Source organism: Paenibacillus sp. FSL K6-1318, from assembly GCF_037976905.1.
Classification (GTDB): domain Bacteria; phylum Bacillota; class Bacilli; order Paenibacillales; family Paenibacillaceae; genus Paenibacillus; species Paenibacillus amylolyticus_A.
Genome location: NZ_CP150270.1, coordinates 5,069,335 through 5,093,226 on the forward strand (window position 1 = coordinate 5,069,335; position 23,892 = coordinate 5,093,226).

Consider the following 23,892-nt stretch of genomic DNA (forward strand, 5'->3'; position numbering starts at 1 on the left):
AAGTCTCTTAAGTCCTTTTGATCAAGTTTATATTTCGAATCTCTATTAAATCTGCTTTTTGTGGATACAATAATCTGTTTCCGATTGTATTGGATCGTAACTTCAGCGTTGTGCTTTAATTTCAAAGCAATTCCTGCACCTATGAAAAACCAGAATCTCCTACGTTTTCCTAGCATTACAACACATTCTCCGTATCCACCACATTGGCAAATAGCCTCAGGACCGTATTGTGATGTTCTATAATCTGATCCGCTTGAAGCGTATTTGAATTCCATGTGCTGTGTGCATCTCGAACCAGATTGACCGCATATCCCAGACTGAACGCTCTGCGGCAAGTCGTATCTACACATACTTCGGTCTGCATACCTGTAAGAATCAACTCCGTCTCGCCGTTTTCTTGCAGTTTCAGATGCAGTTCGGTTTCGTGAAACGAATCCGGTGTCTCCTTTTCGATCACGAGGTCACCAGCTATAGGTGCAATGGACGGATGAATGGCCCACCCCGGAGTTCCTCTTTCGAGTGGACTACCTGAGCCTTCGCTGTGCTGGATATATATGATGGCATGCCCTACTTCACGAGCCTTGGCAATTAACATCTGGATTTTCTGAAGCAATCGTCCCCCCTGATATACAGGATCTGCTTCATCAAACATCGCTACCTGTACGTCAATGATTAGAAGTGCACAATGCGTTGTCACCTTGTTTTCCTCCTGACGAATCAATTTAAATCAAATCTTTCCTCTTCTCATCTTTAATAAAACTTCCAATCCCATATCGATCAGCACAAATAGAATAGCAGCAAGAACACCAAATAAGGTCAGAACTAAAGTCTCTTTGAAATCCAAGATTGCTTCTCTTGCGCCCATGAGCACATAATAAATAAACATGCCCAATACTCCAGCACATGCATAACCCAATATCCTCGTACTTAGATACAAAACATGAGTGACGAATTGTATTCGGCTGAGTAGATAGTCCAGCAATATCGATAAAGGTAGCCCGATCAACAGGATCAAGGGAATCGCGTATACCAGATAAATAAGAATGTAAACATCAAAACTGTACGATTCATTCATCGATATGAGACTTGCAGCCAAAGTAAAACAAATGATGGTTAGAACGGTTGTTATCAGCTTTCTTCCCATGTTCATCTCATCACTCCAATACAGTTATCTCTATTCATTGGATGTGCTCATGCATCAGATTTTGCCGGTTGCCATCCGATTTCTCGAGACCAACGATGTGCTTTCTGTAATATGCTCCACACCATCGGTCCTTTTCCTTCAATATATTTGGGACGCTCATCTTTATACAATGACATGAGTCTGTGCTTTTCTTCCGCATAGTTCAAACAATCTTCTGGGTGCTCCCTTAAATAGTCTCTGAACAGTAAGGTCATCTGCTCGGAGAAACTGCCTGCCTGTCTAACGTGTATATGTATCCTTCTGCTTCCTGGCACTTCACGAAAGTATCGTTTAGTCTTGTCTGGATTTTCTGCTCTGAATACAAAACCGACTGTTTCGATCTCACGTTTGTAGTCCAACGAATTCTCATACTGGGAAACAGATATTTGTATATCAATAATAGGTTTCGCGTCTATCCCGACAATTGAAGTGGACCCCACATGGTCAATCCGCAAGGCCTTTTCTCCTAATGCTTCTCTTAATTTCGAACCCGTTTCGAGAAACAAATCACGCCATGCGGGATCATACTTTGCAATTCTCCATTGATCCTCCATACAACTCCTCCTCAGATATCCACTCAGTCTATATAATTAAACAACACGTTCTTTTAACCTTTTGTTACATGTGGATTATTTTACACAAATTAAAAAAAAGAGAAGGACCCTTAGGCCCTCCCCTTAACTTCTTATTGATAGTCACACTTGAAGTTTGTAAACTCAGCCGAAGCATCTTGTCCACTCGCGTATAGACCAATAAGTACGCCTGTAAAACCTCCTGCCACCTCCGATGATAGGTATCTCGTCTGTGCCGTGCCCAGCAGAATCTCTTCACCATCTGCTTGGAACAGGAAACTGTAGCGTTCCTGGCTTGAGCGGATCACCAGCGTTGCATGCTGTTTATTTCCCAGATCTACCTCATGTTCTATCGATTTGATATCACCGATATTCAGGCGTTCGATCACCTTATATCCGTCCTGTTCCTGACGAACAGCCACTTCATAATGATGATTTTCATCCATATAGATCGTAATTCCCGCCTCGCCATTCGTCAGACTGACATCAACTGAAATTGTGGCATTAAAGTCTTTCTGACGTAGCCCGATGAACGTTGGGGATGCCGGAACGTCCAGCGTTACATCGGTTCCTGTTAGCGTAAGCTTGTCTGATTCAAGCTGATAATGCTCTGTATTCGGATGACGCAGGTAACACCAGTCGAGGTTCCAGTTTGTATTTTCAAACGTATAATGCTTCTTGTCCTGCTGGATCACCGTGTCGGGAATGCGATTAGTCTCAAAACTCGTCAGCGTCGTGCCTTCATGCCCGGCTGTAAACCATCCGTCTTCATCAAACGTAATCGGAGTCAGAAATACTTCTCGGCCCAGATGATGGTACGTAGCCCATCTGCCAATCTGACGGAACCCCAGGTGAAAGAGCCACCAGTTTCCCAAATCATCCTGAACCAGGTCACCATGACCCACACCTTGCAACTCATAACCTCCCAGATTACGGTTGGTTAGAACCGGATTGTGCGCATAGGCTTCGAACGGTCCCGAAGAAGAAGTTCCCCGAGCATACGTAACCATATGACCATATTCGGTGCCGCCTTCAGCTGCAAGCAGGTAATAATAACCATTCATTTTATAGAGATGCGGACTTTCCAGATATCGTCCACCTGTCCCATTCCATATCGACCGACTTGGGGTCAGTTTGCGCCCAGTTTCAATCTCAATTTCACACTGGACAATTCCGCCAACACCTTCATCATCCACGCCATTACTCATAAACAAGGTCTTTCCATCTTCAAAATACAAATCCGGATCAATCCCGCCTTGATCCACGTAGATAGGCTCAGACCATTCTCCGTAGATATCGTCCGTCCATACATAGAAATTCTGATGTGTCGTATCATTCGTTGTCACCATGTAGAAACGTCCGTTATTGTGTCTGATCGTCGGGGCAAATACGCCCCCGGAACTGCTCACGGTCTCCAGCTGAATCTGACTTTTACGAGTGAGGCAGTGACCAATCTGCTTCCAATTCAGCAGGTCCTTGCTTTCAAAGAGCGGTACGCCCGGAAAGTATTGAAAAGAACTGCACACCATATAGTAGGTATCGTGCACCTTAATCACACTAGGGTCTGGATAGAAACCTTTAACAACAGGATTATTGTATTTCATTACTCCACCTCTTATTATAAAATTCATAAATATAAGAATCCAACTTCGTAGCAACTAAAAAAATTAAACACCATTGGCTATAAACTTGCAATGAATCTGGATTGTATCTTGGAACTAATTTTATTGAATTAATATATATGTGATTTTATAAGTGAGAGTAGGGAGTTGTGCAGATGATTAAAGCAAATGGGGAGCCCCAGTTCCTTCCTTTATATGAGGCGCTGGCAAGCGAGGTCAGATGGAGAATCATGGATATGATTGCAGATCGCGAGATGAATGTGAAGGATATTGCGTCAGCATTAGAGCTCAGCCCCTCCATTGTCACGATGCATATTCGCAAACTGGAGGATGCGGGTCTAATTGGGAGCAGACGAGTTCGGATCAACGGTGGAACGCACAAATTATGCTACCTCAAGCAAAATCAGATTGAGATCAAGCTGCCATCGGCAAGCCAAACTTCACGAACCAAAGAGCAGACGATATCCGTTGGGCACTACACTGCTTTTGATATTCACCCTACCTGTGGGCTAGGAACACTCGAGAAAGAAATCGGCATATGGGACGATCCGCGTTACTTCCTAGATCCTGAGCGGGTACACGCCGCTATCTTGTGGTTTGGGAAAGGTTATGTAGAATATAAAACACCTAACTTTGTACTTCCCGACCAGACAACCGATGCTATTGAAATATCGATGGAACTGGCGTCTGAAGCTCCGGGATTGCGGGATCATTGGCCTTCCGATATTCGTTTCACCTTCAATGGCGTTTCTCTTGGAATGTGGACAAGCCCTGCCGACTTTGGCAGAGCAGCGCGCGGCAAATATACACCAGAATGGTGGCATCGCAATGTGAATCAGTATGGATTATTAAAGACCATTCGTATTGATGGTTCCGGTACCTATATGGATGGTGAGCGGATGTCAGACATTACTCTCGCGGATATTAAGCTTAGCGAACCGTTCTGGACGCTTCGTTTTACGGTTGACGAGGAAAGCCCCAACGTAGGCGGTTTAACGATCTATGGTGCCGGTTTCGGTAACCATGATCAGGATATTGTTATTCGTGTACTGGGGTAACTTGGCTCGCTGTACAGGAATCCTCCCTTTCCCGACATAAAGGAGAGGGAGTGATGGAAAATGCTGTTCCTCAGCTAATTTTGAAGCATAACCTGATCAATTTTCATCTTTGATCTTTCAACAGCTCCTTAATTTCCCTTAACTCTGATAATATTTCTTTGGTGTGCTGGCTATTTTTTGAGTTATCTATTCCAATTTTTACAACATAAATACCGAGAAACAGATACACCACCAACATAATGATCATTCCCATGTACATCTCTCCTTTACCAAGAAACGTTGCTACGAACGTTTACTCCCCCCCATACTCTCTCTCCAACTGATTCCCATGAAATGCCTTCAGAATAAAAGCACGATCCGGAACGTTCAACCGTTCATACGATTGCAGATACTCCCTATTGTCATATGGAACGCCAATGAATTTCACGTCCACTTTTCCCTCTTGGAGATCCACGATCCCATATCTGGCAATGGCAAGATCGTTACAGCCTAAAGCGCCCGGATTCATATAGATTCGTTGATCTGTCTTATAATAATGAAGAATATGATGATGACCAAAACAAACCAAATCATGGGCCGTCCCCTGATACTTCGCGTCCAATTTGGCCCCAGAGGGTTCTTTATCGATAACATCCAACTTGTCGTTGCTTATATGATAGTGAGTCAAAAGGAACCGTCGTCTTTCTACCTCTTTTTCAACAAATTTCGGTAGAGCTTGTATTCTCTTGATCGATTCCGCACTTAGATGTTGACCAATCCATTCATGATGCTCGGCTATGCCTTTATGCCCTTCTAATGGACCCTTATGTTGCAGCAAACTCAATACGGCCTCTTCGTGATTCCCGGAGATCGCTATCATATGTTCACGACTATACAACATCTCGATCACTTCATTGGAGTACAGGCCAATACCGATCATATCTCCCAAACAAAATGTATACTCAATGTCTCCTCTGAAATCCATATCAGCCAATACCGCTTGAAGAGCAGGAACATTTCCATGAATATCGGTTAAGATGGCAACCTTCATTGTGATTCCTCCTCAGGAATATACATCGTCTGAATCTCCTGCACACCCGGAATAAAGCCCAGATTCAGATACACGGACTCCGCATCATTTCCTTGCATCACATACAATCGCAGCACGGGATACTGCCCCTTAAGCGCATTCAAAGCTCTCTGTAACATCAGTGTAGCAAGCCCTCTTCCTCTATATTCCGGGCGAACCCCAATACTATATACAGCAGCCTGATTATCCTGCAGACAAAGACGACAGTTGGCAATAAGCTGCCCCGTTTCCTTATCGTATACAAGCGTGGAGGCTTGAGTCAGAATTTCATTCGTATAATTAGGGTCATCGCTTGGAACAAAATCTGCAAGCGTGGTATGTTTTCTGCGTGTAGCTTCAAGACTTCCTGCAAAACTATTCAGGTCACATTGAGCAATTTCATCTTCATTCACATATTTTCTATTGCCGGTTTCAATTTCAATAATTTCTGGACTCTTCACGGTTACCCTGCTGTCCCACTCGATCTCAAAATGATCTGTAGGCCGCTGCATCCAGCGACATCTGAACTCCACTGGCCAGAATCCAGCTCTTGCGTATAGATCAACTTGGTCTGGAAGAATCTCAAAGGTCAGAATGCGTTTGGTGCGATCGGACCACTGTAATAATTTATGCTTCAGAAGTTTCAATACTTCAAAGCACTGCTGGAATGGCGGGATAAAAAACAAATGATACATCTGGTTAGGCTCCATTCTCACGCCACCTATTTTGCTGTCTCCCTTGTAAATCCAGTACGCACTGATCTTGGAAGAACTAAACTCTTCTTCCCTGAAAAATCCGACATAACGCATATCATAATAAACCGTGCAATATAACCCCCATTCGGCAAAATCAGCTTTGCGAATCGAATATTCATCCGACAGATCATATTGAAGAATATCTGTAGACCATTCCGTTAAACTCATACGTCATTCCTCCTCAATTCTAATTACATGTACAGCAATTAAAGAACCTTTCTATACGCCACCCCGTGAACATGAATTAACACATGCTCTGCTTCCAAATGTTCAAAGAAATCCAACATGTCCTTAAATGGATTCTCGAAATACGAAGTCAGGTATGCAAGCTCTGGTGTTGTTTTGATAAAATTATAAAAAAAGTAGGGGTCCATGTTACCCACATCTTCTGGACTACCAAGGGAAACCTCCAATGTCTGCCCATTTTCTGTATTCTGGAACATACAGTGCTCACCATGAACATCAAAAAACCAGTTTCCCGTTAATTCTTCTCCTCCATGGATTACATCCGCATTGGTCAGCATATCGTACGCACCTGCCAGGATCTCCATGCGATCAGGCTGATCGGTTTCCAATATCAATTGGTCAATCAATTGCTGCGCGATTCTTTGGTATATATCCATCACAGCCAATAATTCTTCTGTAATTTCCTGCGTTATCGCCTTCATACGTTCAGATCCTTATCCGGGTATCCAATTTCTGCAATTTCATCTTCGATATCACTTAATCTCAGTTCATCATTTAATTGCTGTAGTAAGACCTCATCGATCGGCTTCATATCAAATACCTGTTCAACCAGTTTGATATCCAACGCTATCTCGTAGTAATCCTGTGCCCAAGCATGATAATATTTCGCGCCGCCTACCAAAATCTCTAACAGTTCGTATTCATGATCCCCAAGCACCGTGCCCGCAGACCACCCTTCCTGATCCGCCACACTCCAGATACAGAACGTCGTCTGATCCATTACAAATGCCGGCTCTGCCAAAAATGTATTAAATGCTTCTGGAACACTCTTTACCACATCACTCCTGTCAACCTTATGCTGAAGTGCATACTCTTTATCAAAGCCTTTAATAATCAGCCCATTCGGACTGAATATTGCAAAATAATGATCTCCTTGTCCATCTCTCATGGATGCCATTTGCTCATTCGTGTCCCACTGGGAATTATACGAGTAATACCTGTACTCCCATTCCGGCATCAAAATGGCATCCAGCATAGCTGCTGCCTTAAGAATCTGTTTGCATTCACTAATGTGAGGAAGTTTATCGATAAAATTAAGATTACCCATCGTGTGATATTGCCTCCTTGGTGTCATTTTTATAAAGAAATACACAATGGCTGTTCCTTTACCCTTTCAAATGGAATAATTAACTGCTAGACCTTGCGGTTAGCAAAGATACGATAACGTAGCCAAAAAGCTGAACCGTAAATACAATGGCGACAAACTCAACCATCATGCTGTTCGCTGCATTGAAATCATTTACAAGATCCACGAAGATCTTCCCAGGCCGGGATAATACATCCCACGAATTCCACCGATTAAATCTACCAATGTAGACCCCTATACTGCTTAAGAGCAAAATAACGCCTATAACCATCATGCTAATGTACTTATTGACTATTTTGTTTAACATGCCATGGATTTGAATGATCGAACAAGTCGAGAGCAGCAATCCGATAATCGCTACGGCAAATGTCAGGGTGAGACTATACCAAAAATCAATATTAACCCAAAATCTAATCTCCCCCTGAGCATCAAAATATCTGAATGAATGCAGGATCTCCGTAAAAAGGTAGGCCGAATTCGGCAGAAAAAAGAGCCAAACTGCACACATCAGGCCCATGCATATAACGCTCGTTGTGGTTACTTTCTTATTGAATATGTATCTAATGCAGGATGAGATGATGAAGGGGACCCATGCCAGAAACATATCCCAGCTCAAAAAGCGATACATATTCGTATCTGTTTTTCCACGTAAATACATCACAACACCTAGACAACAACAAGTAGCCACGAGCAAGGTAACGATGAGTCGGAGATCTTGAACCGGATGTTTGTTATCTTTCATTTCTTTGCTTCTACTTCCTTTTCCTTGATAATTGTTATAAGTTATAAATACTTTTTAAATGCCTTGCTGGATTCTCCGTTGTACCCCAATTTCGTATAAAAGTGATGTGCTTCGTTTCTGGATGATCCGCTTGTAAGAAACACCTTCACACAATTTTTCTGCACACATACATGCTCTATATGTTTCATCAAATCAGATCCATATCCCTTGCTCTGCACATGTTCCGTAATGATAACCCGCTCAACTACGCCGAAGGGTCTATTTTCCACCAAAGCATCCAGACAAATATGTAAATGAGCCGTGCCGATCACCTGATCACCCATTTCATACACAAACAAGAAACTGTCTGGATTATTGCGAACTTCTTCAATACGCTCTGCAAGTACCTTCGTGTTTACGTTGTTCGGCAGTAATTCTTTGTACAGCCTTTCGATAACTGCTGCATCCCTAGCTTCTGCCTCTCTTATCATCTAGCTCCCCCCATTACCTCATCTGATAACTTAAAATGATATCACCGTTGTCTTCAAACTCTCCCGTTTCTTGAAACCCGCAACGCTTGTACAGCGCATTTGCCGCAATGTTATGTGGAACATGGGATACCCTGATTTGCTGGCAATCACTTCTCTCTTGCAACATACGAATCACTTCTCGAATAGCGAGTTTACCGTAGCCCTTACCCTGGTGCTTCTCATCAATCATGAAACGGAGAATCCAGTAATATCCGTCATTGTAGATCTCGTTATCAAATAAAATAAAACCGACCATCTGCTCCTCTGCCAAAATACCGTATGGTTTAGATGTAATTTCCTTCGTCGCATGCATCAATGAATCCGCATTGCTTGCGACCAAATCGAGCTGATCTTCCCGCGGTTTAAGGTTAATGCAATCGAGTTCATTTTCTTTGGTTATGGGTTGTAGCGTCACTTGCTTCACATCCACAATCTTCTCTCCTTGCAGCTTATTTACTAGATTTTCTTGATCAAAATAATCTCCAAAGGCTGCACATCCAGCAACAAAGCCCCAGCATCAACATACCCCAGCTTTCGATAGAAGTGTTGGGCATGTTCATCTGATTGCGTTGAAGTCATCACGGTATCGAAGCCTTGTTCCTTCATTAGACTTTCCCAGTGATGCACGACTTTTCTGCCATATCCGCCGTTTCGATAAGGTTCATCAATCCAGATCATATTCATAAAGGGAATGTTGTCCCAAAAGTACCCGTATCTCATCCATCCAATTCTTGTTCCCTCGTCCTCGTCCCATAGGATGAGTATTTCTTTCTCACGAATCTTTGTTTTCACAAGTGGCTGATAGATATGCCGATCTCTCTCCATGATATATTCGTAGTCGTCTTCCGTTGCATATTCAATTTTCATTCGTATGGCTCCCTCCATTAACTACGTCCATCATAACCCAAAATGTGGTATATGCGAACAGTTCCTTCCTCTTTTTCTCCCATGCCAAAAAGCCACGGTTCCCCGTGGCTCTAGACGCTCCATTTTCCTTAATCCGATGTCGATCCGCTGACCAATTGCCCCTTGTACCATACGGCCTGCCGCGCAGATCGCCTCGCAACAGCTTCCGCCGAACAACTTGCATGGACCAGTACAAAACTCGCTGCATCTCCTACCTTCGGCCATACCTGCTGCCCATGTGAATTCAGCGGTGTGATACCGCCTGTTACGAATGCCAAAGATTGAGACAAGGACAGTTCATCACTATATCCATACAGTTCTGCGAAGCGTCCTGCTTTCTCAAGCAGATCCCCATTGCCAAAAGGAGACCAATGATCCGTCAGGCTATCTGTTGCCAGCTTCACGTTCACGCCCATACGGTGGAGCATGGGAAGAGGCATCATCGTTCTGCCAATGGGCACTGTGGAAGCAATGCTCATCCCAAGCGAAGCCATTCGCTGCGCCATATCTTCTGCTTCCTGCTGCTCTGCACGGGCGAACCAGAATGCATGACTCACGGTAACTTTGCCCTGAAGCCCTGCTGCTTCGGTCAGATTCACGAGTTCCAGCAGCGTTTGTTTGCCAGCCTGCCCGCTATCATGCAGATGTATGTCTATGCCCGTATGGTGCTGAACAGCCAGTTCAACCATGGCATTCAGTGATTTCTCTATCTGTTCGTCCACCGTATGAGGATCGAGTCCGCCCACATGCGTTGCGCCTTCTTTCATCGCTTGGCCCATAAGCTCCACTGAATTGGAGCGAAGTAGCCCATGCTGCGGAAAAGCCACGATCTCTGAAGAGATTTTGCCCGAAAATGATTCCAGAGCCTGCCTCGTCGCTTCCAGTCTTTTCAACCCACTGACGGGTTCAATATTACAATGACTACGTACATGAGTGGAGCCGTACCCCTGAATCAAGGCCAGAATACTCTCCGCTTGACGCTGGGCATCTGGTAGCAACTTGGGCAACAGAACCTTTTCTTCTTCAATACGATCGAAAATACTGGAGATACGTTTAACGGCTGTCCACGGCCCATCGTAGTAGGTTTTATCCAGATGAATATGTGCCTCCTCGAACGAAGGCAACAGCAGAAGTCCCTTGCCATCTACTTGTGGTAGATCGCTAGACAGCGAGTTGTTTCCTTCCACGATCGCCGCGATCACTCCATCTTCAATCCGCAGATGAGCAGGGCTTGTCCGTGTCCCCGTCACCTGTTCTCCTTCTCGAACATAACTCTGCTCCACAGTTACATTGGTTAACCAGTAGGCCTGCTTCATCATGTCATCCCTCTTTTCTCACCCGGCATTACGTCCCCCGGATACCGATTGTTCTATGATCCATGGTACCATACGGTTTCACCGGGCAAAAATATGTAAAACGTTGGTTTTCCATACGCGGAACGTTTGCATGCCTTCCTTAATACATACAAAAAAAACAGGCACAATAACGTGCCTGCATTAAAAATGAAACCGCACATGTCCTCCATCGGTCACGCCTTCAATCTGTTCGATATCCAGCAGTCTGCGCTTCATCTCCAGACCTCCACGGAATCCGGTCAGCTTGCGATTGGCCCCAATAATGCGGTGGCAGGGTAACAGAATCGGAATGGGGTTGGCTCCATTTGCAGCCCCCACCGCTCGTACAGCTGAGGGTCTTCCAATCGCTGCGGCGATGTCCCCATAGGTCCGAATTTCACCGTAAGGCACACGCCCTAGCTCTCTCCATACATCCTGCTGAAAGTTAGTTCCGATCAAGTCCAGTGGGATCGCATCTGTATAAGCCATGGATTCTCCTGCAAAATAGGACTGCAACCAGTCCATCATACCTGTTCGTTTCAGAGCATACTTGTTCTCTTCCAGTTCCACGCCAGGTGCAACTTTCTGTATCCAGCCGTTCCAGTCCTCCAGTGTTTCATTGGGCATGACCACTCGGCACAATCCCTGTTCCGTAGCGAGCAGCACCCATGGACGACCGTCCAACTGCATCGTGGTGTACATCAACTTTTTTCTCATCCGTTTATCGCCCTCTCCCCGGTGGAATGCTTAATGCTAGGACGTAACCTGCTTCTTCACCTTACGTTTCATACCGCGAATCATCTGCTTGGTCTCCGGGTCAACCCGATAAGATTCCGTGATTTTCTGAAGTGCCTTATTATACGTAAAATCGTCCAGGGTATTATGCTTCAGATAGCGCATGGTCACTTCAGGTTGTTTCACATAAGCCATCGAGATGGCCCAAGCAACTGCCATTTTCACATAATACGCCTCGTGCCTAATCTGATCCAAAGCGCTTAGAACCTGATCGATATATCTCTCATCCAGATAAAAATTCAACAGCATCACCACGCCAAACCGGATTTCATATTCCTGATCTGATCGCAGATAGGGCTGCAAGAACGCCCACATTGGCTCCGAATGCATCTTCGTATATTTTAGTCCCGCACAGAAGCTGTCACACACTGACCAGTTATCGATCTTCGGCACAAATGCTTCAATGGCCTTCAGCAGCTCGTCCAGATCGGCCTGTACATGTCCAATCACCATCGCTTGAAGCATCACTTCTTCAAAGTATTCATCGTCTGCCGTCTCCAGATACGTGCGCCAGTCCCCGGCTGCAATCTGTTTGGCAATCTTTCGTAAGAGCGGCAATCTCACACCTAGTACATTCGTGATGTTGGGAATGAGCGCAGCCGAGAATTTCTGATACTCCGGCTCAGCCAAGCTGAGCAATTGTGTTCTGATATCTATTTCCACTAACGCATGTCCTCCTCGTCTGTTGCCATACAACAAGTATATCCTTGCAGCGCTCGTTTGTAAGCCCATCTCGAATGTTTGAGCAAGATTACAATATCGTTTTGGGAAATCTCTTTTTCCCTTCATTGTTTAACCGCTAACCCATTTCGTTTAAAAGTATGAAGCTGATCGTTTAGAAAGGAGTGTCGATATGAAAGAATCTGATTCCAAGAAAGATTTCTCCGTTGAAGAAATCACCGAACAACTTGTGCAACATGTGCAATCGCGGAATCTGTCCGATTTCTATAAATTGGTGAAAGAACTGCATCCCTACGACCTCTCACTCGTATATAAAAAGTTCCCTGAAGAAGAGACCAATCGGTTTCTGCTCTTGTTCAAACCCGATGCCCTGGCGGATCTCGCCGAGACCCTGAAGCTGCACGAACAGATTCAGCTGTTTGAACGACTCGGCCCGGAACGCACGCTTGAAGTCATGCAGCAGATGGACAAAAGTGATTTGATCCGGTTCATGCACGATTTGCCTGCCAAACGCAGAGAAGAATTACTGTCCAACATGAACCTGGACCACTCAGCCATTATCCGATCTGTACTTAATTATCCGCCAGAGACGGCAGGACGGATCATGACGGATCAATATCGGACTTTGCTTGCTCATGAGACAGCCAAGGAAGCCTTACGACAATCGCAAGGTACCATGCATATCTCCGCCTCCAGTTATCTCTATGTGACCGATAATGAAGGCAAACTGGTCGGTGTCGTGAGTTATCGATCCCTCGCCTTGTCCGACGACAAGACTCAAGTTGAAGAACTGATGACTCGGCGGGTAATCCATGCAACGGTGGATATGGACCAGGAAGAAGCCGCACAGCTTTTGCAGCGCTATGAGTTTATGGCGCTTCCGGTGGTAGATGAGAATCACAGATTATGCGGTGTCATCCAGATGGATGATGTCATTGATATAATTATGGATGAAGCCAGTGAAGATTTAGCCAAGATGGGTGGTGGCAGCAAGGATATCGATTTTGATACCAAACCGCTCGTGGCGGTCAGACGCAGACTTCCCTGGCTCATATTGCTTCTGTTGATTGGATTGATCTCGGGAAGCATTGTGGATTTCTTCGAAGATACACTCAATCAGGTTGTCGCACTGGCATTCTTCATGCCGATGATCGCGGGTATGACGGGGAACACAGGGACCCAGTCTCTGGCTGTTGTGGTACGCGGATTGATCGGGCGCAAACTCGACAAAGCCACCGTACTCGCACTGATTGGTCGGGAGATCAAAGTAGGCACGATGATAGGATTGGTGTGCGGATTACTGATCACCGTCATTGCTTATTTCTGGCAAGGGGATTGGCTGCTGGGCGCCATTATTGGGGTGTCTCTGTTCCTCACTCTCGTCATCGGCACACTGACCGGTACCTGTATCCCGCTTCTGCTTAGTCGTTTCAAAGTAGACCCTGCTGTCGCCTCTGGCCCATTAATCACCACATTGAATGATATCTTGTCCCTGTTTATCTATTTTGGGATCGCCACACGTTTCCTCGATGCCTTGATGTAGCAGCGTGACCAGACCGCCTTTTTATGAAGCGGTTGGGTTACGCTGTTTTCCTTTTCTACATTTGCAGAGTCACATGCTGCAATAATGTACTATATGGTTTTTACCTCTGGACGTATGATCATGGAACTAGACTACAACCAGAGGAGAGCAACATCATGAATCTTGCATCTTTTTTAATCTACTGCATCGTCGTTACGTTCACCCCAGGCCCTAGCAATATCGTAATTCTTTCTTCCGTACAGCAAGTTGGGGCGCGTCAAACGATGCAATATGTGTGGGGGGCTACGCTGGCATTTGGTCTGCTGCTTACCGGTTCAGCTTTTCTTAATCATCTTCTGGCGGGAGTGTTACCCGGAATTCTGAAGGTGATGCAGATTGTCGGCGGCCTGTATATGGTGTATCTGGCGTACCAGATTTACAAGATGGGTACCACTGAGGATGCACCGAAACAAGTTACCGGATTCTGGAACGGTTTCATCATGCAATTTGTGAATCCAAAGGTGGTCTTGTTTACCTTCACTGTCATTCCAAGTTATGTATTACCCTTTTATCAAAGTTCCTTCTCATCGTTTCTGTTCGTGCTTCTCATTACTTTTATTGGCTTTCTCGCCTATTCCAGTTGGGTTGTTTTTGGCACGGTTTTCAAAACGCTACTGAATCGTCACCAAAAATTACTAAGTATTCTCATGGCTCTTTTTTTGTTATACTCAGCCATTATAGTATCCGGATTGATCTAAAGCTTGGGAGGTGTGCTGCATGGAACGGTTTAACTATAAAAAGTCGCAAGACGTGCTGGCACTATCCGCCAGCTTTACTGATTTCACCTATAAAAAGCATTGCCACGAAGAGTACGCGGTTGGCGTAACGCTGCGCGGCATTCAACAATACAATTTGGACGGACAATATCAGGCTTCTCACCAAAATGGTGTCATGCTGTTCAACCGTGAACAGTCCCATGATGGAAGCTCCTATGATAAAGCTGGCATTGATTATGTGATGCTCTATTTGAAGCCCGATTTGGTTGAGGAGATTATAGGTAAAAAGGAATTGCGTTTCGCAACTCCCATCGTCTATGAACCTGAACTTGCACGTAGCATTCTGATGCTGAACGATGCCGTTCAACACAGACAGGACGAAGCTGAATGCAGCGACCGACTCTTCGATCTGGTTCACCTTCTGGCCCAGAAGGAAATGGATACCAAGCTCTGGTTGCCACAGGACAACCTGGTCCGCAAAGCAAAGGAAATCATGTTTTGCAGCACCGAAGATGTGCTCAAGCTGGACAACCTGAGTTCCGAATTTGGCATGTCCAAGTTTCAATTTATCCGTGAATTCAAATCACATGCTGGCATATCCCCCTACCAGTTTTTCTTGAACTGCAAGGTTGAGCGTGCCCGTCAGTCCATTGAAATGCAGAAGGATGTATATGCAGCTGTTGCTGATTGTGGATTTGTCGATCTGACCCATCTGAACCGACATTTCAAACGGGTATTCGGTGTCACAGCTTATGAATACATGTTGCAGTTAAACTAGTTCCATCGGATCGATAATCTCTACTCCAAATGGATAAAATTTTGACGCCACTCCTGAAAATCCCCATATAGAACGTCAATGTTTCTTAACGCTCTGTACGGGGATTAAGTTCTTTTTCCATCATACAAACCTTATGTTATACAATCCAGCTTTCGATTTTCATTACCTGCAATCAAATTCTTTTCTTTCGTCTCCAGACCCACACGACTGCCAACACTGCGAATAAAATGACTCCACCGTATAAGATGAGATAGAAAGGCCCACTTCGCCCATCATTAGTCTCTCCAAAATCTTCTTTACTTACAACCTTGCCCGCGCCAAGCAATTTCAGATCATCTCCAGCTTGTTCAATAGGAACATTGCCACTGCACAGATTCGTATGAAGTTTATGATCCAATACATTTTGATAAGCAAAGATCAGATAAGACTGATTCTTTTCAAATTGAATGCCACAGGATTCAGACCCTCCATCACTCCCTATGATCTTCATCTTTTTGGCATTGACTCCCTTCCATGCCGTATCTACATCAAAGGTATACTCTCTTAACAAGCCATCATGCTTCGATTGTTGAGAATGGCCTTTGTTCACCACTTCTCCCGTAAACACCGTTGTCTGGGTCTTCAATCTCTCTTGAACATCACTCTCGACACAGCTGCAAGCATAGACTTTCTCTCCGGGAAATAGCACTAACCCAGACGTAACCAACAGTAAGACCAACATGCACATCACCAACCGTCGTTTCATTCCGCTCGTCCCCTCCTAGATTCTCTGCTTGAACAACCGTTGTTAAGGTTACATATTTTTATTGCTGCTATATTTATTGTAAAATTATAGCACAATACAAATATCGTTATGTCCGACATACGCAAGGACACAACATACGAAATCAACCATCACGGAGGAACTCAACATTTGATGCACAACTGGAAAAGGAACATCTCATTCCCGCTGCTCGTTGCGGCGTTATGCATGATCGCTTTTATAAGCATCGCCCTGTCCATCAGCGACAACCAGATTCATCGATTTGATGATACGTTAATAGGCTGGATTCAGGGGTTCGAATCCCCTGGTATGACACAATTCATGCACCTGTTTACCTGGATCGGCAGTGAAATGCCTGTGGTCTTCATTACCATCATCGCCATGATTGTGTTATACGTTTGCCTGCGACACAAACGCGAACTACTCTTCCTGGCTTGTGTGCTTGCAGGTTCAACCCTGTTAAATGCTTTGCTCAAACTGGTATTCCAGCGTGCCAGACCTACTATTAACCGAATTATTGAAGTAAGCGGTTATAGCTTCCCAAGCGGGCATTCCATGGCCGCATTCAGCCTGTATGGTGGACTGGCCTTTCTGATCTGGAAACATGTGCCTACCGTCACCGGACGTGTGCTGATGATTATTGCCAGTGCCGTCTTTATACTCACCATTGGTATAAGTCGTATCTATTTGGGTGTTCATTATCCAAGTGATATCGTTGGCGGATACTTTTTAAGTGGATGTTGGCTCTCCAGCTGCATATGGTTTTACCGGCGTCACTTGGAGCGCATGTCCCAACTGCAGTCCAGAAGACTGGCATAGTCGCGACCAGCGTGTGTACATAGAAATACCCGGCTTTCCTTCACTGAAGGATCGCCGGGTATTTTTTATTCATATATTGTAGTCCTGAACTCGTTCAGAGCCACATGGACCGCTTGTCCCATTTAAGAAAACAGGCGGATCTGGTTTTTTTCACACCAAATTATAGCTCTTCACCATTGGATTCAATGACTTTTTTGTACCAGTGGAAACTCTTCTTCGGTGTTCTGCTCAAGTCTCCGTTACCATCATTGTCCTTGTTGACATGAATGAAGCCATAACGCTTCTTCATCTCTCCAGTGGATGCGCTAACCAGGTCGATACATCCCCACATGGTGTAGGCAATGAGATCTACGCCGTCAGCTACGGCTTCTTTCATCTGTTCAATGTGACCTTTCAAATAATCAATGCGATAGTCATCCTGAATGGAGCCGTCTTCCTCGACCACATCGACAGCGCCCAAGCCGTTCTCAACCACCATCAATGGAATCTGATAACGATCATACAGATGATTCAGCGTGTAACGCAATCCTTTCGGATCGATCTGCCAACCCCAGTCGGAAGCTTCGAGATATGGATTTTTGATACCGCCCAGCAGATTACCTTCTGCTCTTTCCAGCGTCTGATCCGCACTTTCAACCAGAGACATGTAATAACTGAAGGAATAGAAGTCTACGCAGCCTTCACGCAAGGTCTGCTCGTCTCCCGGTTGCATCTCGATCTGGATACCTTCTTCGGCGAAGAAACGTTTGGCGAATCCAGGGTATGCACCACGAACCTGAACATCACCGCAGATCATATTGGAGATTTGGTCTTTCTTCTGTGCAAGCAACATGTCGTCCGGGTTACATGTGTTTGGATAGGTAGTCATGAACGCAACCATGCAGCCGATCTGGAAATCAGGGTTGATCTCATGCCCCAGTTTTACCGCTTTAGCACTTGCAACAAATTGGTGATGTAATGCCTGGAAACGAGTCTGTGGATCATCCACTCCGTCGACCAGTGTCTCTTTGCCTTCAAACAGAATACCTGCAGCCATATAAGCACCCATCGGCATCGTCAGACAGTTGATTTCGTTGAATGTCAGCCAGTATTTCACTTGATCTTTGTAACGGTTGAAGAGAGTTGTACAATAACGGATATAACAGTCGATGACTTCACGGGAAGCCCAGCCATTATATTTCTGTGTCAGACCGAAAGGCGTTTCATAATGGGAGATCGTTACGAGCGGCTCAATATTGTATTTTTTCAACTCGGCAAAGACATTATCGTAGAACTGCAATCCCTCTTCGTTTGGCTCCAGATCATAGCCGTTCGGATAGATCCGGGACCAGTTGATGGACATACGGAACATTTTGAAGCCCATCTCTGCCATCATCGCAATATCTTCTTTGTAATGTCCGTAAAAATCAACGGCTTCATGGCTCGGATAATACGTGCCCTCTTCCAATACAGACGTAATCCGACGTGGAATCGTGTGGGTTCCCCCTGTCATCATGTCAGACGTGCTCGGCCCCTTGCCACCTTGGTTCCATCCACCCTCGAATTGATTGGCAGCCGTTGCGCCACCCCAGTAAAATCCTTCTTTCATTGTCATGATCAGTTCCTCCTTCATATCTCAACAAGACTATGTAACCAGTGTACCACCCATACCCTGACACCTATTGTCATGGTATAATCATGGCATGGAAAATAACCGACTATTTCGAATGTTGCTTTTGTTATTGGAGAAAAAGAAAGCCACTGCACCCGAACTCGCCCGTTTGTTCGAGATTTCTGTACGCACGGTGTACCGTGATATCGATCGGCTGAGTGCTGCGGGTATTCCCGTCTATACGACGACCGGCAAGCATGGCGGCATTCATCTCATGGACAACTATGTCATGGACAAGTCGCTGCTGTCGGAAGAAGACCAGAACGAAATTTTGATGGGACTCTATAGTGTCAGTGCGATCCCCCATCTTAACAGTGCCCATATGCTGCAACGATTAACCGCCCTGTTTGATCACAAACTGGATTGGATCGAATTCAATTTCTCGCCATGGGGCAGCATTCCCCTCCAGGAGAGAGAACTGTTCAATCAGGTGAAACAGGCTATATTAACGAATCAACTAATTACGTTTCACTACATTAATTCGGATGGTGAGAAGAGCATTCCGACCGTGGAGCCACAGAAACTTATATTCAAAAACAGTACATGGTACTTCAAAGGATATATCCATGATGATCCCGACCGGAGAGAATTCGAGACATTCAAGATGAAACGGATCACCCAGTTGACTTTTCTGGCGAGAAAACACGATCACCTTGTTCATGCGGGGTCAACCCACCCTGAATCAGAGATAGCTCCTGCCCTGACTCCTCTGACACTTTTGTTCTCCAGCACTATTGCATACCGAGTACATGATTTTTTCGAACCGTCCCTCATTAAAAAAGAGCCTGATGGCAGGCTCCGTGTCTCTCTCGAACTGAATGTTGGGGAATGGCTCTACTCCTTCCTGCTGTCGTTTGGTTCCGAGCTGACCGTCATCGAGCCTGCTCATGTTGGACAGGAATTGCTCAGGCGTCATATCAAAGCTGTTGAACATTTGCAGAACGTCATGAACAAACAACCCGACAATGAATGATATAATATAGGCCTATACAACTTTTGAGCACAGCTGACTCTCTGTCATCCATCTGACCGAAGGAGGTTTATCCATGCAAGATATTAGACGCAACAATGTGGAACGTTTCAAAGGTTTCGGTACGTTATACGATCAAAATCGGCCAGCTGCTCCCACTGAAGTGGTGGATATTCTAACGACATATCTTGGCAGCACACCGCGTATGGTCGCAGATGTTGGCTGTGGCACCGGCTTATCATCGTGGATCTGGCTTAATGAGGCAGAACGCATCATGGGCTTTGAACCTAGCGATGACATGAGATCTGTCGCGGAGTCCAAGTGGGAATCTGCGGGCAAGCCGGATAACCTCCGGTTCGTGTCTGGCTTGTCTCACGACCTCGGGCTTCCGGATGGCAGTGTGGATGTGCTGACCTGTTCGCAATCGTTTCACTGGATGGAGCCGCAACCCACGCTACGCGAGTTTGCACGTGTACTTCGTACAGGAGGCATATTTGCAGCCTACGACTGCGACTGGCCGCCAATGTTAGACTGGCAGCTTGAACAGGCCTATCTGCAGCTGAATACGGAAGCTGATCAACGAGCAGCCAGTCTGGCTCCTCAAGAGAATCAGGCACATAAATGGAGCAAGGATGGGCATTTGCAGCAGATTCAGCAGTCCGGGCTGTTCCGATATGTTCGGGAAATTGTGTTTCATCACCACGAGACATTCACAGCCGATCGTTACGTCAATCTTGCCCTGAGCCAAGGCGGCCTACAAACGGCGTTGAAGCTCGGAGCGGATGAGCTATTAACAGCTGCCGACGACTTTAGAGCGCTGGCTAATCGTGTATTTGACGGAGAATCAAGAAAAGTACTATTCTCTTATCGCATGCGCCTTGGTATTGTCTGAAAGCATTACGTTGCTTGCACCTTTTGTACATACCAAATGAAATAAGGAGGTCCTACACGTCATAAACATGACCTGTAGGATCTCCTTTTGTCTACATCATCAGGAGGAGAATAAGTCACTTAATTGTCGCTCCTGTACATTCAATGCCAACACCAATTTTGTTGGGTCTTGTCTTGAATAAATGACGTTAATGATATGACCTTGCTGCACCTGCGGCAGCGCAGATGACAAAATTTCTTTTTGCGTTGTCACATTGAAGGTTTCACCGTTCGTCTTTGTTATGCTGAGCTTGAGCTGAAGCTTGATCTTATTGCTGCCTCCGCTTCCAAGTGGAGTGACATCGAGAATCTTGGCCATCGCTTTTTCACCTGTTCTCGCAATATCCATCATTTCAGGTGATACCCCTTGCTGTACCATCTTCTCATCCAGTAATTGCTGCATATCTTCTTGCGACAACCGCCCTTTCAGATCAAGGCCCACCTTGCGCTCATCCTTTACAGAAACGACTAACGGAATGAAACTGCCCGGTTGGAACTGTGCCATGGATGTTAGTGGAATGACAGTTTTCATCTCCGTATCGTATTTCTCACGCCCCTTACGCGACACCGTCAGACCCAATCGAACCTCCGGCTGTTCATTAATATACGTACCTGTCTGTTGAATAGACTTAATAACCCCAACTGCTGGCAAACCTGTCTTCACTCGACCCACGCCGAAAATATTACTCAAAATCGCAGGAACAAAAATCAGTGCGAACCCGGCAAAGATCGCCGGTTTATACCACCATGCCTGCATGATGATAAATGGATCATTCCACAGTTGCTGTGCGAGAAACGGGGAGAACCCCACTCCGAACACCGTTAATACGCCAATGAATCTCAGGAAACCTACCATATGATCCACCCTCTCTTCATCCTTCTTTTAATATCTCTATTAATCGTTGTTATGCGCATTTATTAAATAGAATATCACTGTCTTATATCCAAATACCTTCTAGATAGACAATAGCCCCATGTAAATCAACTCAGACGGATTTGCTGGATTCTGACCTAATCCCACCCGATCGCCTACTCGTGGAATCTGCATCTTCGATACCAGTGTCTCCAATGTTCGCTGATACTGGTTGCCATTCGTTTCTGTCACATCCAATACAAGCACTACAATCGGATCAAAGTTGATCAGTTTGCCTGTGTCGGTGATCGTCACCACCGTAGCCGTAGCTGTTAAAGGCAGAGAACCACTCGCCGCCAACTGTGCCTGCTTCGCCGAATCCAGACTTTGGTTGATCGCCTCCCGATGTTCCTTCGATACAAAGCCTTTCATCATCATGCCAGTAAGTCCTTTATTCATCATTTTATCCGCTTTGGCAATCGCATCTTCCTGTTTGTTCTTTTTACCGAACCATCCCATATCAAGCACCTCATTTGTTTTATTTGTTTTTAGAAGTTGTTCAAAAAGTCCACTTTTGATTACGAATCATGCCTAGCGGCATCATCAGCATCGAATATGAAATTCAGCCGAAATGTCCGTTGCTCACGTAGGTCTCCTACGCTCCGCTACTCCATTTCTAGCTTCATTCCATCTTCTCGGTACTGAAAACCAGACTTTTTGAACACGTATTTATAATTAAATTATAAACACCGCGGCTTGTCCTTGAATACCCTTCTGGCGGCATACAAAAAAAACGAAAAATCCGGTAATTGAATTACCGGATAATCGTTTCTTTGGTAAGGAAGTATGCTAATTCCGCAAAAAAAGATCTGCTAATCCGATCTTCATTTCACGATTTTCAGACATATTTTGTGGAAAGTAGGTTGGTAATGCACGTAATTAAGCCATAATCAGGCTTTTACAAGATGGTTCTCGCTCTATTTTTTGCGTAACAAATATACCAGCTTCCGATAATACATCGCTGCTTCCTTGTATCTCCGCTGATCCTCCGATACTACAGCCATTCCCTCATATAACGGTTCAAGCCGCATGACATGCTGGGCGGATTCGAAATAAGGCAGACACGCCAGTGCCCGCTCCATGAAAACCTCGCGATCTCCATGTGCAAGAGCCAGATGGCTCTGGTAGAAGGTTGCGCTCATCTGCTGGTCCTGTGTTGTTGCACATTTCAAAAGTTGATCTACACTCTGTGCAAGCACGCCCCAGTTCTTCCGTGCCAAAGCTACTTCGCATCGATACACACCGATGAGCGGCTGCATGGCCTGCTGTGTTTCTTCCGTTTCCTGCTGCAATAGTGACTCAAATCGTTCAATCTCCGCTTGTGCCTGATCCAGTTCACCTGTCATCGTTAACATAACAATCCGATTGTTGGCAATCGCCGTCACCAGATCTCCCTGATTGCCTGCATACACGAGGTTTGCCTCCGCCATGGTTAATGCCGAAAGTGCCTCTTGAACCAGCCCCATTGCGAAGCAATAGCCACTATATGCCACATATAACCCGGACAACCGATGGAACATCCGCTGATCATAGACATGACGCATCGTAAGCTCGAATACCTGTTTCGCCTCTTCATACTGTTTGACCTGAATGTAGGCCTCCATCTTGATGTTTTGCACAGACAGCCAGAATTCACTGCCAGGAAGCGCCAGCTCACTGAGCCTGGTTGCATGAGTTAATACATCCACAAAGGCCATTTTGGAGCGGTAATATTGTATTTTATAGAACAAGAGCGCCTTAACTAACGGACGCGGCAGATCAATATCGTCTGGACGACCGTATTTCTCCAGGTAAAAATTGAGGTAAGACGTATGTATGTATTCATGAGCCGTTGCATCGTTTAATTGCTGATAATAGACCGCCTTCATCAAGGCCGTCGTCAGTTCTACAGTCAGCGTGTCATCGCGGTCTGCCAGCGCATGCACCGTATCTTCGGATATCGCCGACGCCGGAACTGACATTTGTTCGAAAATGAGCTCTGCCCGTTCGAGTGTTTCCTCGTCCTGATCTGCCGCCTTTACAATATAGGAAGGGGATACCCCAAGACGCCCAGCGATGGATTCTGCCAAGTCCTCAGGAAGCGGATAACGATCTGCCAGGATATTTGCAAAATGAGCCTGCGTGACCAGACCTTCCACAAGGTCTTTACGGGAGATCTGTTTTCTTTTGCTAAGCAGTTCAATGCGTTCTTTCAGCATGGTTTCCCTGTCCTTTCTATCCTAACGAGCGAGT

The 23,892-nt window shown here is 45.4% G+C and carries 28 protein-coding genes; 7 read left to right on the top strand and 21 right to left on the bottom strand.

Annotated elements, in window-relative coordinates; all coding sequences use genetic code 11:
- Positions 1–175: 175 nt before the first annotated feature.
- The 4 genes from NYE45_RS22505 to NYE45_RS22520 all read right to left on the bottom strand — a co-directional run bounded on the left by NYE45_RS22505 (position 176) and on the right by NYE45_RS22520 (position 3,359).
- Entirely contained in the window at positions 176–697 is a 522-nt protein-coding gene (locus tag NYE45_RS22505; RefSeq protein WP_340014079.1) for a cysteine hydrolase family protein, read from the bottom strand.
- A 30-nt stretch (positions 698–727) separates the two neighbouring features.
- Entirely contained in the window at positions 728–1,150 is a 423-nt protein-coding gene (locus NYE45_RS22510; protein WP_340014080.1) for a hypothetical protein, read from the bottom strand.
- Between the two features lie 41 nt (positions 1,151–1,191).
- Positions 1,192–1,737 carry a GrpB family protein gene (locus NYE45_RS22515; RefSeq protein WP_340014081.1) on the bottom strand — a complete coding sequence of 182 codons (546 nt, stop codon included), beginning with the start codon at positions 1,735–1,737 and terminating at the stop codon, positions 1,192–1,194.
- Positions 1,738–1,868: 131 nt separating this feature from the next.
- Positions 1,869–3,359: a glycoside hydrolase family 43 protein gene (locus NYE45_RS22520; RefSeq protein WP_340014082.1), complete on the bottom strand. Its 1,491-nt coding sequence runs from the start codon at positions 3,357–3,359 to the stop codon at positions 1,869–1,871.
- A 173-nt stretch (positions 3,360–3,532) separates the two neighbouring features.
- Between NYE45_RS22520 and NYE45_RS22525 the strand changes: the two genes are divergently transcribed.
- On the top strand, positions 3,533–4,435 hold the full coding sequence (locus NYE45_RS22525) for an ArsR family transcriptional regulator (RefSeq protein WP_340014084.1): 903 nt from the start codon (positions 3,533–3,535) through the stop codon (positions 4,433–4,435).
- 103 nt (positions 4,436–4,538) lie between these two features.
- On the opposite strand, the gene NYE45_RS22530 is transcribed toward NYE45_RS22525, so the two are convergent.
- From NYE45_RS22530 to NYE45_RS22585, 12 genes are all read right to left on the bottom strand, one after another.
- Complete coding sequence (locus NYE45_RS22530) at positions 4,539–4,688, bottom strand: hypothetical protein (RefSeq protein WP_340014086.1); 150 nt, start codon at positions 4,686–4,688, stop codon at positions 4,539–4,541.
- Positions 4,689–4,727: 39 nt separating this feature from the next.
- A complete protein-coding gene (locus NYE45_RS22535; protein WP_340014087.1) occupies positions 4,728–5,465 on the bottom strand; it encodes a metallophosphoesterase family protein in 738 nt (245 codons plus the stop codon).
- Positions 5,462–6,406 carry a GNAT family N-acetyltransferase gene (locus NYE45_RS22540; protein ID WP_340014088.1) on the bottom strand — a complete coding sequence of 315 codons (945 nt, stop codon included), beginning with the start codon at positions 6,404–6,406 and terminating at the stop codon, positions 5,462–5,464. The genes NYE45_RS22535 and NYE45_RS22540 overlap by 4 nt, the downstream gene beginning before the upstream one ends.
- A gap of 38 nt (positions 6,407–6,444) precedes the next feature.
- A complete protein-coding gene (locus NYE45_RS22545; protein ID WP_340014089.1) occupies positions 6,445–6,906 on the bottom strand; it encodes a hypothetical protein in 462 nt (153 codons plus the stop codon).
- Positions 6,903–7,532 (bottom strand): hypothetical protein, encoded by a 630-nt coding sequence (locus NYE45_RS22550; protein WP_340014090.1) that lies wholly within the window; start codon positions 7,530–7,532, stop codon positions 6,903–6,905. The genes NYE45_RS22545 and NYE45_RS22550 overlap by 4 nt, the downstream gene beginning before the upstream one ends.
- Positions 7,533–7,611: 79 nt before the next feature.
- Positions 7,612–8,313: a DUF1361 domain-containing protein gene (locus tag NYE45_RS22555; RefSeq protein ID WP_340014091.1), complete on the bottom strand. Its 702-nt coding sequence runs from the start codon at positions 8,311–8,313 to the stop codon at positions 7,612–7,614.
- Between the two features lie 41 nt (positions 8,314–8,354).
- Positions 8,355–8,783 carry a GNAT family N-acetyltransferase gene (locus NYE45_RS22560; protein WP_340014092.1) on the bottom strand — a complete coding sequence of 143 codons (429 nt, stop codon included), beginning with the start codon at positions 8,781–8,783 and terminating at the stop codon, positions 8,355–8,357.
- Positions 8,784–8,796: 13 nt separating this feature from the next.
- On the bottom strand, positions 8,797–9,252 hold the full coding sequence (locus NYE45_RS22565) for a GNAT family N-acetyltransferase (RefSeq protein ID WP_340014093.1): 456 nt from the start codon (positions 9,250–9,252) through the stop codon (positions 8,797–8,799).
- Between the two features lie 26 nt (positions 9,253–9,278).
- Positions 9,279–9,689 carry a GNAT family N-acetyltransferase gene (locus tag NYE45_RS22570; protein WP_340014094.1) on the bottom strand — a complete coding sequence of 137 codons (411 nt, stop codon included), beginning with the start codon at positions 9,687–9,689 and terminating at the stop codon, positions 9,279–9,281.
- Between the two features lie 128 nt (positions 9,690–9,817).
- Positions 9,818–11,044 (bottom strand): amidohydrolase, encoded by a 1,227-nt coding sequence (locus NYE45_RS22575; protein WP_340017423.1) that lies wholly within the window; start codon positions 11,042–11,044, stop codon positions 9,818–9,820.
- Positions 11,045–11,224: 180 nt separating this feature from the next.
- Entirely contained in the window at positions 11,225–11,779 is a 555-nt protein-coding gene (locus NYE45_RS22580; protein ID WP_340014095.1) for a methylated-DNA--[protein]-cysteine S-methyltransferase, read from the bottom strand.
- Between the two features lie 36 nt (positions 11,780–11,815).
- Positions 11,816–12,520 carry a DNA alkylation repair protein gene (locus tag NYE45_RS22585; protein ID WP_340014096.1) on the bottom strand — a complete coding sequence of 235 codons (705 nt, stop codon included), beginning with the start codon at positions 12,518–12,520 and terminating at the stop codon, positions 11,816–11,818.
- A gap of 190 nt (positions 12,521–12,710) precedes the next feature.
- On the opposite strand from NYE45_RS22585, the gene mgtE reads away from it, so the two are divergent.
- The 3 genes from mgtE to NYE45_RS22600 all read left to right on the top strand — a co-directional run bounded on the left by mgtE (position 12,711) and on the right by NYE45_RS22600 (position 15,614).
- On the top strand, positions 12,711–14,081 hold the full coding sequence (gene mgtE, locus NYE45_RS22590; protein WP_340014097.1) for a magnesium transporter: 1,371 nt from the start codon (positions 12,711–12,713) through the stop codon (positions 14,079–14,081).
- 155 nt (positions 14,082–14,236) lie between these two features.
- Positions 14,237–14,818 carry a LysE family transporter gene (locus tag NYE45_RS22595; RefSeq protein WP_062835803.1) on the top strand — a complete coding sequence of 194 codons (582 nt, stop codon included), beginning with the start codon at positions 14,237–14,239 and terminating at the stop codon, positions 14,816–14,818.
- Between the two features lie 19 nt (positions 14,819–14,837).
- Positions 14,838–15,614 (top strand): AraC family transcriptional regulator, encoded by a 777-nt coding sequence (locus NYE45_RS22600; RefSeq protein ID WP_340014099.1) that lies wholly within the window; start codon positions 14,838–14,840, stop codon positions 15,612–15,614.
- Positions 15,615–15,786: 172 nt separating this feature from the next.
- Here the strand turns inward: NYE45_RS22600 and NYE45_RS22605 are convergent, their stop codons facing one another.
- A complete protein-coding gene (locus NYE45_RS22605; RefSeq protein ID WP_340014100.1) occupies positions 15,787–16,359 on the bottom strand; it encodes a hypothetical protein in 573 nt (190 codons plus the stop codon).
- 171 nt (positions 16,360–16,530) lie between these two features.
- Here NYE45_RS22605 and NYE45_RS22610 point away from each other — a divergent pair, with 171 nt between their 5' ends.
- Positions 16,531–17,196, top strand: coding sequence for a phosphatase PAP2 family protein (locus NYE45_RS22610; RefSeq protein ID WP_340017424.1), 666 nt, complete (start codon positions 16,531–16,533; stop codon positions 17,194–17,196).
- Positions 17,197–17,356: 160 nt separating this feature from the next.
- Here NYE45_RS22610 and NYE45_RS22615 read toward each other — a convergent pair whose 3' ends face one another.
- On the bottom strand, positions 17,357–18,790 hold the full coding sequence (locus tag NYE45_RS22615) for a glycoside hydrolase family 1 protein (protein ID WP_340014101.1): 1,434 nt from the start codon (positions 18,788–18,790) through the stop codon (positions 17,357–17,359).
- A 112-nt stretch (positions 18,791–18,902) separates the two neighbouring features.
- On the opposite strand from NYE45_RS22615, the gene NYE45_RS22620 reads away from it, so the two are divergent.
- Together NYE45_RS22620 and NYE45_RS22625 are read left to right on the top strand one after the other, a co-directional pair.
- On the top strand, positions 18,903–19,820 hold the full coding sequence (locus NYE45_RS22620) for a YafY family protein (RefSeq protein ID WP_340014102.1): 918 nt from the start codon (positions 18,903–18,905) through the stop codon (positions 19,818–19,820).
- Positions 19,821–19,893: 73 nt separating this feature from the next.
- Positions 19,894–20,709: a class I SAM-dependent methyltransferase gene (locus NYE45_RS22625; protein ID WP_340014103.1), complete on the top strand. Its 816-nt coding sequence runs from the start codon at positions 19,894–19,896 to the stop codon at positions 20,707–20,709.
- Between the two features lie 99 nt (positions 20,710–20,808).
- Here NYE45_RS22625 and NYE45_RS22630 read toward each other — a convergent pair whose 3' ends face one another.
- The 3 genes from NYE45_RS22630 to NYE45_RS22640 all read right to left on the bottom strand — a co-directional run bounded on the left by NYE45_RS22630 (position 20,809) and on the right by NYE45_RS22640 (position 23,858).
- A complete protein-coding gene (locus NYE45_RS22630; protein WP_340017425.1) occupies positions 20,809–21,603 on the bottom strand; it encodes a hypothetical protein in 795 nt (264 codons plus the stop codon).
- Between the two features lie 99 nt (positions 21,604–21,702).
- A complete protein-coding gene (locus NYE45_RS22635) occupies positions 21,703–22,119 on the bottom strand; it encodes a hypothetical protein (protein WP_211082569.1) in 417 nt (138 codons plus the stop codon).
- A gap of 458 nt (positions 22,120–22,577) precedes the next feature.
- On the bottom strand, positions 22,578–23,858 hold the full coding sequence (locus NYE45_RS22640) for an XRE family transcriptional regulator (protein ID WP_340014105.1): 1,281 nt from the start codon (positions 23,856–23,858) through the stop codon (positions 22,578–22,580).
- Between the last annotated feature and the right edge of the window lie 34 nt (positions 23,859–23,892).

Excerpts from the sequence above, each read along its gene's own strand:
- NYE45_RS22510 (WP_340014080.1), bottom strand. The coding sequence starts at position 1,150 with ATGAACATGGGAAGAAAGCTGATAACAACCGTTCTAACCATCATTTGT.
- NYE45_RS22515 (WP_340014081.1), bottom strand. The coding sequence starts at position 1,737 with ATGGAGGATCAATGGAGAATTGCAAAGTATGATCCCGCATGGCGTGAT.
- NYE45_RS22520 (WP_340014082.1), bottom strand. The coding sequence starts at position 3,359 with ATGAAATACAATAATCCTGTTGTTAAAGGTTTCTATCCAGACCCTAGT.
- NYE45_RS22525 (WP_340014084.1), top strand. The coding sequence starts at position 3,533 with ATGATTAAAGCAAATGGGGAGCCCCAGTTCCTTCCTTTATATGAGGCG.
- NYE45_RS22530 (WP_340014086.1), bottom strand. The coding sequence starts at position 4,688 with ATGGGAATGATCATTATGTTGGTGGTGTATCTGTTTCTCGGTATTTAT.
- NYE45_RS22535 (WP_340014087.1), bottom strand. The coding sequence starts at position 5,465 with ATGAAGGTTGCCATCTTAACCGATATTCATGGAAATGTTCCTGCTCTT.
- NYE45_RS22540 (WP_340014088.1), bottom strand. The coding sequence starts at position 6,406 with ATGAGTTTAACGGAATGGTCTACAGATATTCTTCAATATGATCTGTCG.
- NYE45_RS22545 (WP_340014089.1), bottom strand. The coding sequence starts at position 6,906 with ATGAAGGCGATAACGCAGGAAATTACAGAAGAATTATTGGCTGTGATG.
- NYE45_RS22550 (WP_340014090.1), bottom strand. The coding sequence starts at position 7,532 with ATGGGTAATCTTAATTTTATCGATAAACTTCCTCACATTAGTGAATGC.
- NYE45_RS22555 (WP_340014091.1), bottom strand. The coding sequence starts at position 8,313 with ATGAAAGATAACAAACATCCGGTTCAAGATCTCCGACTCATCGTTACC.
- NYE45_RS22560 (WP_340014092.1), bottom strand. The coding sequence starts at position 8,783 with ATGATAAGAGAGGCAGAAGCTAGGGATGCAGCAGTTATCGAAAGGCTG.
- NYE45_RS22570 (WP_340014094.1), bottom strand. The coding sequence starts at position 9,689 with ATGAAAATTGAATATGCAACGGAAGACGACTACGAATATATCATGGAG.
- NYE45_RS22575 (WP_340017423.1), bottom strand. The coding sequence starts at position 11,044 with ATGAAGCAGGCCTACTGGTTAACCAATGTAACTGTGGAGCAGAGTTAT.
- NYE45_RS22580 (WP_340014095.1), bottom strand. The coding sequence starts at position 11,779 with ATGAGAAAAAAGTTGATGTACACCACGATGCAGTTGGACGGTCGTCCA.
- mgtE (WP_340014097.1), top strand. The coding sequence starts at position 12,711 with ATGAAAGAATCTGATTCCAAGAAAGATTTCTCCGTTGAAGAAATCACC.
- NYE45_RS22595 (WP_062835803.1), top strand. The coding sequence starts at position 14,237 with ATGAATCTTGCATCTTTTTTAATCTACTGCATCGTCGTTACGTTCACC.
- NYE45_RS22600 (WP_340014099.1), top strand. The coding sequence starts at position 14,838 with ATGGAACGGTTTAACTATAAAAAGTCGCAAGACGTGCTGGCACTATCC.
- NYE45_RS22605 (WP_340014100.1), bottom strand. The coding sequence starts at position 16,359 with ATGAAACGACGGTTGGTGATGTGCATGTTGGTCTTACTGTTGGTTACG.
- NYE45_RS22610 (WP_340017424.1), top strand. The coding sequence starts at position 16,531 with ATGCACAACTGGAAAAGGAACATCTCATTCCCGCTGCTCGTTGCGGCG.
- NYE45_RS22615 (WP_340014101.1), bottom strand. The coding sequence starts at position 18,790 with ATGACAATGAAAGAAGGATTTTACTGGGGTGGCGCAACGGCTGCCAAT.
- NYE45_RS22620 (WP_340014102.1), top strand. The coding sequence starts at position 18,903 with ATGTTGCTTTTGTTATTGGAGAAAAAGAAAGCCACTGCACCCGAACTC.
- NYE45_RS22625 (WP_340014103.1), top strand. The coding sequence starts at position 19,894 with ATGCAAGATATTAGACGCAACAATGTGGAACGTTTCAAAGGTTTCGGT.
- NYE45_RS22630 (WP_340017425.1), bottom strand. The coding sequence starts at position 21,603 with ATGGTAGGTTTCCTGAGATTCATTGGCGTATTAACGGTGTTCGGAGTG.
- NYE45_RS22635 (WP_211082569.1), bottom strand. The coding sequence starts at position 22,119 with ATGGGATGGTTCGGTAAAAAGAACAAACAGGAAGATGCGATTGCCAAA.
- NYE45_RS22640 (WP_340014105.1), bottom strand. The coding sequence starts at position 23,858 with ATGCTGAAAGAACGCATTGAACTGCTTAGCAAAAGAAAACAGATCTCC.